Source organism: Pseudoalteromonas sp. ASV78, assembly GCF_047806705.1.
Classification (GTDB): Bacteria; Pseudomonadota; Gammaproteobacteria; order Enterobacterales; family Alteromonadaceae; genus Pseudoalteromonas; species Pseudoalteromonas prydzensis_A.
Window position 1 is genome coordinate 576,222 of sequence record NZ_JBLOPA010000001.1, and the last position, 13,511, is coordinate 589,732.

The following is a 13,511-nucleotide window of genomic DNA, read 5'->3' on the forward strand; positions in this document are numbered from 1 at the left end:
GCTGCAAAAGAGGTCGCAGATGCAACTTGATCCAAAAAGTCTAACTACACCGAACAACATAGACCAAAAGGTATCCTCTTTTTGTCGGAGGCTGAGCAGTGCAACTCCCGTTTTTATCGAGGTAACCCCAGAGACTTGGTGTAGGCAGAGTTGTTGTGAGATGAACGCAGAGAAGCTAATCGAGCAGCTAGGTGGAAAGAAGGTTCATGGTTACAAAATCTGGTACGTAAAAGGTAAGTACATTGAGGCTGAGCGCCACACTGTGCATGAGCATGAGGGCGTTCTCAGAGATCCGACTTTTAACGTGGATGGAGAGCAAAAAATTCTCTTCGTTAGAGATTCCAATGATGCTAAGGGCTACGATGATCGTCCCCTTAAGATTAGAGAAGGATTCACCCAGAAAGCACGCCTATTGGCGAAGCAATTAAACGAGAGGGATACAGGCGTCGTTACTTTGAGTAAGGAGGAATCATGGGATGTCATGCCATCATACGAGGATTGGCTTTCTGGAACTCGCCAACCAAACATGTGGGCGGCCCCAAAGAGCTAACAATCGCAAGCACTCGGACAAACCTATGCTGCGCGCCGGTTCGCCAGTGTTGCGGGCGTTACATGCCTTAGGGAGGTTGCACATGGATAGGTACAATGAAAAGTCTAATGAAAAGGATGCAAGGTATCTTATAGCTTACTTAAACGATGTTCTTATTCCTGCATCAGATGAGTTTTTTAGCCAGTTGAGCGATAACAAAGTAAAGCTCCACCATGTTTATTCATTTAATGCCATTTTGGCTCATGCAATTGATTATATGGTATTTATCGCTAATAAAATGACAAGTGCTAAAAGAGGATCCTTCATTAAAGAGTTTGACAATATATATGCTGTTGATGGTTGTCAGCACATCAACAATAAATTTGCTTTGTTGGACGCCATCAATAACTCATTCAAACATGTTGAGCTTGATAAAGGTCGGTACAAAGAGCTCATAGAAAAATACGGCGAACTATCATTCCACAGCCTTAAACCTGAAGGCGGAAAAGTATTTTTCGATATGCCTGAATATAAATTTGATTATTCAAGGGTGGTTTTACGGCCAATTGCTGCAATATTTAACTGTGGTCTTAAAACTACAAAGGATATTGATGATTTTATAAATGGGCGGATATGTGGAAGCACAGGATACGGTCATTTTGAGTATGACTACGAGCCGCATGATGCAATTGACCGCATGATAGATGCTTGTAATCCTGAATGTATGGATTGTGGTGAAGGCTCCGATGATTGTGATTGCCCTAGTTTTATATATGACGGAAATCGGGGAGAATTCTCGGGAAATATTGACCCAAATTTTGATTTCGGTGATGTTATGTCAAGTATTAGTGGTACACGAGAGTGGAGTAAATAAGTCGGCATGTAACACATATGAGCCTTAACTCTGTCAATAGCCACTAGTATTCTTTTTGACCGTTTTTATTCAGTGACGGTCAATTCTAAATCAATAAACAAATTCGTTTACTTCGTCTGTCGATGTGGCTGTTAAGCAAGTAGCTTACGGCAAACACATATAGAGGTTCTCTTATTGCGATCTCATCGCAGCCAGGTTTTCCCATATCCTTTTGGGGTCGCTAGGGCACTACTACTAAATGGATTTAGAAGGTAGAGCGAAGCAGGATGCCAGAGCCGAGACATTCATCGGTTAACCTCATCATGGCACTATTCAAGGCGGCTGGTTTCATTATTGGTAAAAGCATGAGCAGTTGACCTTACGCGGTCAAACGAAAGTGAATGCCCAATGGCAACTGTATTGCTTAGTTCATAATATAGAAAAGCTGCAAAACACGATGCATTAATAAAGGTAAGCTGCTACCTCTCCAAGTAAGCCACTTAAAAACCAGTCATACCTTCCAAAACGCCCATTAAAGCAACAGCAAATCCTCTTTTTATATTTCACGTAAAATCGAAGTAACCGATTGAATCAAAATAGGAACTCAGCTATGGTTAATGCATCAATAAAAATAAATTAAAAACGAGTTATTCTACAGCCTCGTTATCTGCCTAATTGAAGTCATAGTGTTCAAATCTAACTGATGAAGAGAAAATGGAAAATTTAGCCAAATTGTTAACGCTCGCGCTTTGTATGTTCTCTTTGTCAGGCTGTACTTCAATTGGAAGCTACGTTATTTCCAATCCTGATGTCTACCTTTCAGAGGCTGAATTTATCAAAGCAAAGCCCAGCGACATTGGTTTTGAAAAACACAAGTTCTGTTCCGTTAGTACCACACAGTGCATCACATACCTGGCTGCTGAACCTTATCAAGCAGCCGATTTTTCGGCAGATAGTTCTGTTTATTACAACCTTCATGCAACAGGTAATAGCGTAGAAAATACCATTTCGCACAGAATGACACCTGATACATTTAATCGCTTTAAAGGCACCGCATTATTGCTGCATGGGTATGGTGGTAGCAAAGAAGCAATGATGGCTATGGCTATCTATTTCAGAGCCCTTGGCATGAATGTTGTTATTCCGGATTTGTTTGGGCACGGTGAATCACAAGAGGCATTTGCGTTCGCTGCAAAAGAACACAATATTTTAGATGAACTGCTTGCTAAATTGGCTTTAAATCAAATTGATAAACGAACAGTCGTAGTCGGACACTCTATGGGGGCGCTTACTGCAAGCAACTTATTATTGTCCGAAAATGTAAACGCAGCTATTTTACTCGCACCCATGATGAGCTTTGAGCTTGCTGCTAAGGAATATTTACCTTACAAATCTCCTCTGCTCAGCAGATTATTTTATAGTCGGATTGATGACATTGTTAATCAAACAATGGCTGATGCAGCAGTAACTATTGAAGAAACAAATCTACTGAGTAAATTGACTTATGCTGAAAAGCCAGTATTGTTAATTAATTCAGATGTTGATTCCCTCTCGCCTCCGGCTTATTTTTCGTCTATTCAAAATGAATTTGTTGAAAAAGTGACATTTAAAACCCGCTCTCATTCAAGTTTAATGGTGTTTGACGGTGATGATGTCGGCGAAATTGAAAGTTGGCTAACAGCGTTGTGAGTTTCACAACTGCAGATAACAAACGCCAGCAAAACGCGCCTTTGGCGCTCGACTCGCTACAAGTTGCTCGCATTTGTGGCGGGCGTTATACAAGGAAAAATAAGGAAAAATAGAAAAGGAAAAATAGGACAGGCACATTTCTTTTTCCTATCAATGCCCATTGCATTGACGGTGAAATCGACATTGAAAACCAATTTCACGAGTTTGTTGCGGATAAACCAGCCTGGTTGAAAATTGGTGATAACGCTCAGCAATTTGAAGCACACCCAAACTAAAGAGCGAAAATAAACAAGGTGGTACTGGATAATGTTTAAGGAATATCGGATGAAGTATGTGTGGCTATCTGTGGCGCTTTTGCTGTCTGCGTCGGCTCTGGCAGTAGATAATAACGCTCAGCAAGGCTTACCCTTGTTAGCAGGACCTTATCTTGGCCAGGTACCGCCAGGTTTAACACCGAAGAAATTTGCCCCGGGTTATGTTTCAACCCGGCATCGCGACTTTAGCGGCTCGTTCACGCCAGATTTAACCGAGTTCTACTTCTCCAGAAGGGACGTGGATACGCAACAGTGGTGGTTAATGCGTTTTAAACTTGAGAATAACCAGTGGCAAGAGTCGGTGATTGGCCCCAGAATTGGCCGACCAATACTGTCACCAGATGGCAATACCCTGCATTTGGGTAACAAATACAGGGAACGCACCGCGGATGGTTGGTCAGAGGTAAAAAGCCTTGGTCCGATGTTTGACCGGGAAGATTGGGGCATTATGCGCCTGTCAGCAGCGGCCGATGGTACCTATATATTTGATGATTACAAAAGCAATGATGTGCTCAGAATCTCTGAGGTTAAAAACGGCCAGCGCCAGGCGCCGAGATTGCTGGCCGATCATATTAATTCTGGCAAGTGGACTGCCCATCCGTTTATCGCTCCTGATGAGTCTTACATTATCTGGGATAGTGAGAAAGAACAGGGATTTGGTGATACGGATCTGTATATCAGCTTTCGCCAGCCGGATGGTGCATGGGGTAGTGCAATAAACTTAGGCGATAGCATTAACACTGATGGAACAGAAGCGAGTGGCTATGTATCTCCAGACGGTAAATATCTTTTCTTTAACCGAAAACCTGTTCGGGATACAGACGGCACACAACCTGAAGGCGATATTTACTGGGTTGATGCAAAAATCATTGAAACCCTAAAGCCTAAGCAGTGAGGAAAAATAGGACAGGCACATTTCTTTGCAAATTTTTTGCAAAATCCATAGTATCAACTACTGTTTTTATATACAGTTTAACTGGAGTTGATATGTATGACCCGGGCAAGAAAAAAGCTTATTGATTTAGCGTCCACACCTTATTATCACTTAATCTCACGATGCGTTAGGCGAGCGTTTTTGTGTGGTGACGATAAATACACAGGTAAAAACTTCGATCATCGTCGAGAGTGGCTCGTAGAGAAAATAAAGTTTTTAAGTAGCATATTTACCATAGAAATAGCAGCCTACGCGATTATGAGCAAGGTTACCTGCAACAGGAGAGTTGTTAGTTTATTTGTCACAAATATGTGCCTGTCCTTTTTTCTTTGTTTTTCTTTGCATTTACGGTGGCCGTTAGATCACATGACTTCGCTATCTTGTGCTAGCTCGTCTCCAGCCTACGCCTCATATGATGTTTTTGTTCATCAGCTCGCAGATTTGCTAGCGGCTTCCTCCAGACTATCTCTCGCGATTTAGCCCTTGCCATTCGCGAGTGTCTATCGTTTAATAACAGTATGTTATTTAAACGGTGATCTTCCTACAGAGGACTTTCACCTCATAAGTCAATGCCCATGTCGGGCGTACACAAGTTGCTGCACACGGAAAAATCACTCGCTGCGCTCACGATTTTCCGGTGAGCAAGGCGTTATACGTATTTTTATATCAATCTAAGCCAGGAGTTAAAATGAAGTTCTTAAGGAAAACCATATGTTTAATGATTATTACTTTTCTAACAGCATGTACAAATATGAAAGTTGCCAAACTTGACCCTGAAACAGGTAGGTTTCCGACAAAAACGCAAGCAACAGTTGTTACTAACGTCAAAACAGATCTTGATTCAATGAAAAATTTATTATTACTTCCCGATAATGAATTTGTGAAAGGTCAAATAGCTAATGTTAATTATTTTGATAAAACTATAACTTTAGATGAGTTAGAAACATTAATAATTAAAAATGACCTAACAGATAAGGTTCCTTCTATAAGAGATAAAATTGGCATTAACAAAGCTTTTAAAGCTTACAAACCATTTTTATGGCTACGTTTTGATACAAGAGAGGTTGGAGGTAAAACATATGGCCAATTCATCTTAACGAAACCAGATACTCTTGAGGATATCTTCATAGTTGAAAAACATTTTGATTATGTATGGGCAGGTGTTAATGATAGTAATACTTGGTATCCAATGTTTAATGCAATTGTAGATTACATTGAGAATAATTCAGAAACTTGGTCACCTAAAAAGTAACAGCGTATAATCGGGTAGCCGGAGGTCTCTAACCTCCAGCCCCCACACCACCCATCGTGCGCTTTTTATTAACAAGAAGTGCAATGGGCGGTTCATCTCCCGTAATGAATATTGATCCAAATATCTCTCAATGACACTAAACCTTGTGAAGCTAAGTAGTTATTGCCTAGCGCAATGTTAATTCCTTTTGTTTTTGAGCTTCTACAAGGGCCTTTGCTTTCAAGCGCCTACTTTAGGTACTGGTGATACCGCATGCTATGGCCAGTCGCTCACTGACCCCCAATTTCATTAAACTGCGTACTTTAGTACGGGCTATTTTTTTATAAAGAGCGACATTGCTGCCAATAACACATTCTTATTCTCCGGCGGTTCAGTGATCTACATTTATTGTTAGCTGATAAGTGTTGGCAAGCGACTCGGGTGCATTGAACCTGTTTTCCTTAAAGTAAAAAGCGCAATATAATAGTCAATAAAGGCATGAATAAACTGACCTTGCGCGGACAAACTAAAGTGAGCGCCCAAGGCAGTTGTATTACCTTCTTCATAATATAGAAAAGTTGCAAAACACGATGCACTAAAAAGGTAAGCTGTTACCTCTGAAAAATAAGCCACTCAAAGACTTGTAATGTCTTTGCAAAACGCCAATTAAGGCAACAGCAAATCCTCTTTTTATATTTTATGTAAAATCGAAGTAACCGATTGAATCAAAATAGGAACTCGGCTATGGTTAATGCACCAATAAAAATAAATTAAAAACGAGTTATTCTACGGGCTCGTTATGTGCTAAAGCAGAATGGAGCTCGTATTGAGTTTTAGTGTTAAATCAAAACTATTAATTAGCGGTGGCGTTATAGCGTCGGCAGCTGCTATTTGGCATCTGCTGTGTATTTGGGGCGGCCCAAGCTGGTTTGCTTTTGCGCGAGCGCCTAAGCAACTTATAGACTCAGCCCAGCAAGGTACTTTGCTCGCACCTGTCGGTACTGTAATCGTTGCAGTTTTAATGTTTGCGTGTACGGTATTTGCTTTTTCAGCCGTTGGTTTAATTCGCAAGGTTCCATTAGTTAAACCTGCTTTAATTACCATCGCGTTGCTTTGTACTGTGCGAGGGTTAATTGGCATTCCAACATTTGTTACAGCCGCCGGTGTAGATATCTGGCAAATAGTTGCTAGCACTGTCTGGTTGTACGTTGGCGTTTGTTTTATTGCTGGTAGTATTGAACATAGTACTGCCGCAAAATCAGGCACATAACAAGCACAGCCAGGGCGATGCGTAAACGCACGCCTGCTTTGAGCGTTATAACGCAATTTAAATACAGCAAGATTCGGGTCGGCATTAGTCGTTTGTCCTCCTAATATAGCTTCTGTTCGGGCATATGCCCTTTTATAGTAAGCAGATCCTAGAGGAATAATGATGACTATACTTGCCAACAAAGTAGCTATTGTTACCGGTGCCAGTACCGGCATTGGTTACGCAACCGCGAAGCTTTTTGCCAGAGAAGGTGCTGCCGTAGTGGTGGCTTCACGGCGACAGCAGGAGCTTGATGACCTGGTGGACTTGATCAATACGGAAGGCGGGCAGGCACTGGCACTAGCCGGTGATGTTGGCGAAGAAGCTTTTGCCAAAGCTTTGGTAGATAAGGCAGTAAGCCACTTTGGTGGCTTGGATATCGCTTTTAACAATGCTGCCATTCTGGGTGCCATGGGCCCTGTCCCGGATATGTCGCTCAGGGACTGGAATCAAGTTATTGCGACCAACTTAACCAGCGCATTTTTGGGCGCAAAGTACCAGCTGCCCGCCATGGCTGCCCGAAAAGGAGGTTCGTTAATTTTCACCTCTACCTTCGTTGGTTACACCGCAGGTATGCCAGGCATGGCAGCCTACGCAGCCAGTAAGGCGGGACTTATTGGACTGACTCAAGTGCTGGCATCCGAACACGGCCCTCAGAATATCCGGGTCAATGCCCTTTTGCCCGGTGGTACTGATACGCCGGCAGGACGTGAGTTTGCCAATACGCCAGAAGCATTGGCATTTGTGCATAATCTGCATGCTCTTAAGCGTATGGCGACACCAGATGAAATTGCCCAATCTGCATTGTACCTTGCCTCTGATGCCTCCAGCTTCACCACGGGATCTGCAATGCTGGTCGATGGCGGTGTATCTATCAATCGTGTTTGAGAGGCCGCCCCATGTCAGATTATGACCGAATCGCAAGCGCTATGGCCTATTTAGTCGATAGGGCGGCTGATCAGCCCAGTTTAGAAGAGATAGCCGCCCATGTGCATCTGAGCCCGTATCATTTTCAGCGGCTTTTTTGTCGCTGGGCTGGTACTACGCCGAAGCGCTTTTTACAGGTGCTGACATTGGAGCGGGGCAAAGGATTGCTGGATAATTCTCGCTCCTTGCTTGATGTCTCACATGAGCTTGGGTTAAGCGGCAGTTCAAGGTTGCATGATCACTTTGTGCAGCTGGAAGCAGTCACCCCCGGCGAGTATAAAAATCGAGGTAAGGAGGTACAGATCGAGTATGGAGTGCATCCTACCCCACTGGGGCCTATGTTTGTGGCAGTAACCCGGCGTGGTGTTTGCCGAGCAGCATTTATGGACTTCAATAGCATGGAGGAGTTGCTGGATGACTTGCATAACGCTTGGCCTCTCAGTTCGATCAGAGAAAGCCTGGCATCTACGCGCCATGCTATTGATGCCTTTTTTAGCAGTGACACAGCTTCCAGGCAAGGTCCGCTGTCGCTCCATGTGACAGGGACAAATTTCCAAATCGCCGTGTGGCGTGCTCTACTGAAAATACCACCGGGTGCTGTGGCCAGCTATGCCGAAGTAGCTAGATCACTAGGCGCACCGAGGTCTGCAAGGGCTGTTGGTAACGCTATTGGAGCAAATCCAGTTGCTTTGCTGATCCCCTGTCACCGAGTTATACAGCAAAGTGGCGCGCTGGGGGGGTATCGCTGGGGACCAACCAAGAAGCTTATGGTACAAACATGGGAAAAAATGCGTGATGAACCGGTTGCGCTATAACAATGCCATGCAACCGACACTCGTATCTCGCTCGGCTGATGGCGGGCGGTTAGGTGCCAAGGAGTGTTGGTTGAATTTCCCAAATGATGTTGACGGTGATGTTCTATGACGGCTAGAAGATTCTGGTTTCGATTTTTCAAAAACGTGGGAAATTGATTTTAGAACCAAATGGGTGACTGGTGCATATTCACACCAAACGACGTCATTATTGGGTGCATAGTCATATTTAAAGTGAGTTAAAAAAATAACAACACTTGGTTTTTTGAATAAAAAGATCAAGAAAACACAGCTGCCTGCTTGACCGGAACTTTCTAATGGGTGACCCTGAGGGATCCCTCAGGATTTGACCTATTTTTTTACTGCGGCAACTTTAGTGTTTTTTTCACAATATAAAAAAGCTGCAAAACACGATGCACTAATTAGGGTAAGCCCTTACTCCCTCAAATAAGCCACTCAAACACCTGTAATACCTTCCAAAACGCCAATTAAAACAGCACCAAGCCTTCTTTTATATTTTACGAGAAATAGAAGTAACCGATTGAATCAAAATAGGAACTAGGCTATTGTTTGTGAAGAACCTCAAATAACGAGTAACTATCTGAACTCGTGATATGTTTATGGAATATGGAATGTTGCAGCAAATTGAACAATGGATTGATCAGACAAACCTTAAGCACCAAGAACAAAGGGTAGCTTGCGCTGAATTTTTTGACGAGTTTAAAGGCTTTTATTCTTTGGATTTTTTACAACAGGCATATTTTGTAATTGTTGATGAAATTCCAAAGCCTCATTTTCCAGAGTTACGAGACCTTGGATTAGGTGACTTCATCGATATGGATGTAAATGGGATTACATATAAAAACACTTACTACGTTCTTCCTCATTTAGCATCTGATTTACGTCTGCATTTTCATGAACTGGTTCATGTTGCGCAGTGGCAGATCCTAGGGTCAATTGCCTTTATGGAACGTTACATAACAGAAATTCAAACGAAAGGTTATTATGATGCGCCTTTGGAAAAAATGGCATACGCTTTTGACTCTCACTTTATAAATGGCGGTGAAAAAATTGATGTACCCCATTTTATAGCGCAAAAAATATAATAAAATCCTTAATGAATTCCCTTAGCAATGCGTATCAACCAGATAGCAAGTTAGCCTATTTTAGCGTTCAAACTAAATTTAGCTGGGTAGCAATGACATCGAGGTTACCCTCGCAATGCAAAATTATAAACATAATAGGCTGTTAAAATATGTTCCTGAGAAATCTACTCATTGGACTAACAATCGTGTTCGCTTGGCTGCCTGCTACCTTTCTCATGATTATTGGTGGACTTTATTTCCTAACAAGTATTGTAACTATTTTCTTCGTACCACTTAGTTTTACTTTGCAATGGTTGTTACCACTGGTTGGCGGGCTTTTGGGATATTTAGCACTAACTTCTTTAAGTTGGGGGTTGAATATAACGCTAAAGAAAAGGTTAATATTTTTAATTTTAGGCGTAGTTTCTTTGCTCTATGTGTATTGGTTGAGTTGTAACTATCAAGGTGAGTTTCTTAGCTTAAGTTTAAGCTGGTATAAACTCTTTATAATTGGAGGACCGCTATTTTTTAGTATTGTCCATATTCTCCTGCACCTTTTATGGTTGAAAAAATCAACTGCCAGTAAAAATGTTAGATGATGCTGAGCGGATTACATAAAGTATGTTGGCCTAGCAAAGATAGTTTAATTAGCTAAATTTAGACTGGTGCAGCTGTTTTCAAGGATGATATTTATGTCGATAATTACCAAAATTGCTTTATGTAGTGTTGCGATCGCAATGACTATGGCATGTTTAGGTTTTGTTATGGGTGGTAGTACTATTGTAAGCGCTATTGGCACTTCAATCGTTTTATCTATTCCAATACTACTGCCATTGATAGTACTTTGGTTTATGGATATTAAATGTAAAAAGCCAATAGAACCTTTGTTTTACTGGCTCGTACTTGGCTCATTTGTTGCCCCTGTGATGTTGCACCTTGGGTGGAACTACATGATGTTAGCTGACATCATGCAAAAAGGTTCATTGGGAGCAGGACAAGGGTACTGGTTATTAATAAATCTTTTTGGTGGTTTTAAAGCTTTAATTGTAGGGGCTGCTATTGGCGCTATCAGTCATCTTGTTTTTAGCGCTTTGTGCAATGATAAGTCGTAAATTACCTGTCTCTTGATCATCAATGTTCATCAAGAGATAGCGCAAGTTGGTAACCTTCAAGGATGGTTTGCAACTTGAACCATCCTTCCCTGTAATGGTCAACTAATTTGGGAGAGATTCTAAGCGGCATTTTCCGCACGTTAGAGGTACACATTGATCACAAGGAGTTATCATCGTCATGGTGAATGCTTAAGTTGTAGAGTGAAAGTAGGGAAGTCAGTATAAACATGTGGTTAGGGTACGCAGCTCTATACTAAACACTGCTCTATAGCCTTGTGGTTGTTGTCAAATATGACAATCACAAGGCTTAGTATGGGTTTCGTATCGATAAGCATCTATTACCTTGCGTTACACACTTGAACCGCGAATGATCAACGACGGCGGCAGTAGGGTGTTTTCTACTACTTCACCACGGATCAATTTTAGTAAATTATCAACCAGCATTTGCCCTGCGAGGGTGGTATCTTGTTGCACTGTGGTCAGTGGCGGGTTAGTAAAACTGGCAACGGCAATGTTGTCGAACCCCACAACATGAACATCATCGGGTACTTTTATACCGGCTTCTTTGAGTGCCCGTATAGCACCAATGGCGATTAAGTCGCTGGCGGCAAATAATGAATTAAAGTGAATGTTGTTGGCAATTAATGAACGAGTGGCATGATAGCCCGATTCTTCGGTGGAAATGGCGTTGGCCATTTTACGTTCACTCAGGGTAATGCCGTGCTGATTAAATTCGTCTTTAAACCCTTGATAGCGAGCAAAAAACTCTGGGCTATGCTCTGACGCATCACCTATAAAGGCGCAGTCTTTTCTATTGGCACGTAATAAATGTGCTGCCGCAAGTTTGCCGCCACCGTAGTTATCACAACTTACGGTCAGATCAGGGCGGTTATCTACACTTGCTCCCCAACACACAAATTTGGTGTTTTGCTCAATTAAGCTGCTAAATTTAGCTTGATAATCTACATAATCACCGTAACCAAGTAATATAATGCCATCGGCGCGATGACTGTCTTCATAATCGGCTTGCCAATCGGCACTAGTTGATTGAAAAGATACAAGCAGATCATAACCTTGTGCAGCACATGCACGGGTAATACTACCAAGCATGGCCAAAAAGAATGGGTTTATTTGTGATTCATCGGCTGTTGGATCTTCAAACAATAACAAAGCCAATGTACTACTTTGTTGAGTTCGTAAGTTACTGGCGTTTTTATCAACTTTATAATTAAGTTGTTTGGCTACCTCAAAAACACGCTTGCGGGTTTCTTCATTAACCAATGGACTGTTACGCAAAGCGCGCGAAACAGTAGACTGCGATACCCCTGCATAGTGGGCAATGTCAAACGATGTAGCTTTACCTTTCATACACAACCTAATTGCTTTAAGTAAATAAAGTGCAAATAACTCGTGCCATTCTCGTTTATTTGTTGATTTTTACAAGCTATTTATCAGTAATCTAAAATTTTTATTGATCCAACCCTGACACCGGTGTCATAATGTCGACGTTTTATCATTTTGTTGTCAAAACGTATTGGCTGCTCATTTAGTTGGGCAGCATTTTTTTATACTAGAGTAACTGCTTTGGGGTGATAGCTCAAAGTTTATCTCATGGCGATGGCAAGACCATTGAAATTACAATAATAAGCTCGGTTATAGCTAAGTATCTAAACCGCTTAGACAAAAGAGAAAACACGATGAACTCCAAGCCAAATTCAGAATTCGCTCCTATCTTAGTGGCCGACATCGGCGGCACTAATGCCCGTTTTGCTTTAATTACTGCCTTTAACTTAGAAAAAAAACAATTTGTTATTGAGCATAATATTACCTTTCCAAGCGCCAATTTTGGCTCGTTGGAAGGGGCGCTGACGCATTATTTGTCGCAAGTTAGCCATATTCAACCTCGTCGCGCGTGTTTAGCCGTAGCGGGACCAATAAAAGCTGGCCAAGTACATTTGACTAATTTAGGTTGGCACTTTAGCGTGGCACAAGTAAAAGCTGAATTTGATTTAGCGCAACTTGAAGTGATCAACGATTTTGCTGCATTTGCTTATGCAGCGCCGTATTTAGATCCACAACAAAACATTGCAGTTAAAGCCGGACAAGCCGATACTGATGCGAATATTGCTGTAATGGGCCCCGGCACCGGTTTTGGTGCTGCTTGTTTAGTACGTACAACTCAAGCAAGTGCTGTGTTGAGCTGCGAAGCTGGGCATATCACGCTTGCAGCAGTAAATGAACTCGATGCTCAATTGATCACTCAGTTACGTAAGCAGTTACCGCATGTATCGGTAGAAACGGTGTTTTCAGGGCCAGGTATTGCTCATTTATATCAAGCAATGGCTGCTGTAAAAGGTGTTGAAGCTAAAAATTTAACGGCTGCGCAAATTAGCGAACTAGCAAATAGCGGTGAATGTGATCTTTGTGATGCGACCTTAAACCAATTTTGTGATTGGATAGGGAGTGTAGCAGGGGATCTCGCACTTGCATTTGGTGCGCTTGGTGGCATGTATATTGGTGGCGGTATTTTACCGCGTATGCAAGCTCGTTTACTTGCGGGTCGTTTTGTTGAGCGTTTTAGTGCTAAAGGGATCATGTCGCAATATGTGAGCCAAATACCTGTGACGCTCGTCACACAAGATAATATTCCACTTATTGGTGCTGCGGCCTGTTTGCACGTCAATGAGCAGTCATAATACATCGCTCATAGGGATGT

13 protein-coding genes and 1 pseudogene are annotated in these 13,511 nt (G+C 42.1%); 13 read left to right on the forward strand and 1 reads right to left on the reverse strand.

Features of this window, described 5'->3' with window-relative positions; genetic code table 11:
- Positions 1-19: 19 nt before the first annotated feature.
- The 12 genes and pseudogenes from ACMVDV_RS02545 to ACMVDV_RS02600 all read left to right on the forward strand — a co-directional run bounded on the left by ACMVDV_RS02545 (position 20) and on the right by ACMVDV_RS02600 (position 10,795).
- Positions 20-550, forward strand: coding sequence for a hypothetical protein (locus ACMVDV_RS02545; protein ID WP_416157082.1), 531 nt, complete (start codon positions 20-22; stop codon positions 548-550).
- Positions 551-632: 82 nt separating this feature from the next.
- The gene (locus ACMVDV_RS02550; RefSeq protein WP_416157083.1) at positions 633-1,403 is read left to right on the forward strand and encodes a hypothetical protein; all 771 of its coding nucleotides are present in this window, start codon (positions 633-635) and stop codon (positions 1,401-1,403) included.
- 376 nt (positions 1,404-1,779) lie between these two features.
- Complete coding sequence (locus ACMVDV_RS02555) at positions 1,780-1,848, forward strand: hypothetical protein (protein WP_244958501.1); 69 nt, start codon at positions 1,780-1,782, stop codon at positions 1,846-1,848.
- Between the two features lie 248 nt (positions 1,849-2,096).
- The gene (locus tag ACMVDV_RS02560) at positions 2,097-3,071 is read left to right on the forward strand and encodes an alpha/beta hydrolase (protein ID WP_416157084.1); all 975 of its coding nucleotides are present in this window, start codon (positions 2,097-2,099) and stop codon (positions 3,069-3,071) included.
- A 324-nt stretch (positions 3,072-3,395) separates the two neighbouring features.
- Complete coding sequence (locus ACMVDV_RS02565; RefSeq protein ID WP_304181565.1) at positions 3,396-4,280, forward strand: hypothetical protein; 885 nt, start codon at positions 3,396-3,398, stop codon at positions 4,278-4,280.
- A gap of 96 nt (positions 4,281-4,376) precedes the next feature.
- Positions 4,377-4,583 (forward strand): annotated as a pseudogene (locus ACMVDV_RS02570) (alpha-amylase family glycosyl hydrolase); the annotation flags it as partial.
- A 487-nt stretch (positions 4,584-5,070) separates the two neighbouring features.
- Positions 5,071-5,571, forward strand: a complete 501-nt coding sequence (locus ACMVDV_RS02575; protein WP_416157085.1) for a hypothetical protein — start codon at positions 5,071-5,073, stop codon at positions 5,569-5,571.
- A gap of 805 nt (positions 5,572-6,376) precedes the next feature.
- Positions 6,377-6,820: a hypothetical protein gene (locus tag ACMVDV_RS02580; RefSeq protein WP_416157086.1), complete on the forward strand. Its 444-nt coding sequence runs from the start codon at positions 6,377-6,379 to the stop codon at positions 6,818-6,820.
- A gap of 162 nt (positions 6,821-6,982) precedes the next feature.
- Positions 6,983-7,747, forward strand: coding sequence for an SDR family oxidoreductase (locus ACMVDV_RS02585; protein ID WP_416159042.1), 765 nt, complete (start codon positions 6,983-6,985; stop codon positions 7,745-7,747).
- Between the two features lie 11 nt (positions 7,748-7,758).
- Positions 7,759-8,601, forward strand: a complete 843-nt coding sequence (locus tag ACMVDV_RS02590; protein ID WP_416157087.1) for a bifunctional transcriptional activator/DNA repair enzyme AdaA — start codon at positions 7,759-7,761, stop codon at positions 8,599-8,601.
- A gap of 629 nt (positions 8,602-9,230) precedes the next feature.
- On the forward strand, positions 9,231-9,704 hold the full coding sequence (locus ACMVDV_RS02595; protein ID WP_416157088.1) for a hypothetical protein: 474 nt from the start codon (positions 9,231-9,233) through the stop codon (positions 9,702-9,704).
- A gap of 743 nt (positions 9,705-10,447) precedes the next feature.
- Complete coding sequence (locus tag ACMVDV_RS02600; protein ID WP_416157089.1) at positions 10,448-10,795, forward strand: hypothetical protein; 348 nt, start codon at positions 10,448-10,450, stop codon at positions 10,793-10,795.
- Positions 10,796-11,143: 348 nt separating this feature from the next.
- On the opposite strand, the gene ACMVDV_RS02605 is transcribed toward ACMVDV_RS02600, so the two are convergent.
- Complete coding sequence (locus ACMVDV_RS02605; RefSeq protein ID WP_304181549.1) at positions 11,144-12,163, reverse strand: LacI family DNA-binding transcriptional regulator; 1,020 nt, start codon at positions 12,161-12,163, stop codon at positions 11,144-11,146.
- Between the two features lie 329 nt (positions 12,164-12,492).
- On the opposite strand from ACMVDV_RS02605, the gene glk reads away from it, so the two are divergent.
- Complete coding sequence (glk, locus tag ACMVDV_RS02610) at positions 12,493-13,491, forward strand: glucokinase (RefSeq protein ID WP_304181548.1); 999 nt, start codon at positions 12,493-12,495, stop codon at positions 13,489-13,491.
- The last annotated feature ends 20 nt before the right edge of the window (positions 13,492-13,511 follow it).

Bases quoted from the DNA above. Each gene is read 5' to 3' on its own strand.
- ACMVDV_RS02545 (WP_416157082.1), top strand. From the start codon at position 20: ATGCAACTTGATCCAAAAAGTCTAACTACACCGAACAACATAGACCAA.
- ACMVDV_RS02550 (WP_416157083.1), top strand. From the start codon at position 633: ATGGATAGGTACAATGAAAAGTCTAATGAAAAGGATGCAAGGTATCTT.
- ACMVDV_RS02560 (WP_416157084.1), top strand. From the start codon at position 2,097: ATGGAAAATTTAGCCAAATTGTTAACGCTCGCGCTTTGTATGTTCTCT.
- ACMVDV_RS02565 (WP_304181565.1), top strand. From the start codon at position 3,396: ATGAAGTATGTGTGGCTATCTGTGGCGCTTTTGCTGTCTGCGTCGGCT.
- ACMVDV_RS02575 (WP_416157085.1), top strand. From the start codon at position 5,071: ATGAAAGTTGCCAAACTTGACCCTGAAACAGGTAGGTTTCCGACAAAA.
- ACMVDV_RS02585 (WP_416159042.1), top strand. From the start codon at position 6,983: ATGACTATACTTGCCAACAAAGTAGCTATTGTTACCGGTGCCAGTACC.
- ACMVDV_RS02590 (WP_416157087.1), top strand. From the start codon at position 7,759: ATGTCAGATTATGACCGAATCGCAAGCGCTATGGCCTATTTAGTCGAT.
- ACMVDV_RS02595 (WP_416157088.1), top strand. From the start codon at position 9,231: ATGTTGCAGCAAATTGAACAATGGATTGATCAGACAAACCTTAAGCAC.
- ACMVDV_RS02600 (WP_416157089.1), top strand. From the start codon at position 10,448: ATGGGTGGTAGTACTATTGTAAGCGCTATTGGCACTTCAATCGTTTTA.
- ACMVDV_RS02605 (WP_304181549.1), bottom strand. From the start codon at position 12,163: ATGAAAGGTAAAGCTACATCGTTTGACATTGCCCACTATGCAGGGGTA.
- glk (WP_304181548.1), top strand. From the start codon at position 12,493: ATGAACTCCAAGCCAAATTCAGAATTCGCTCCTATCTTAGTGGCCGAC.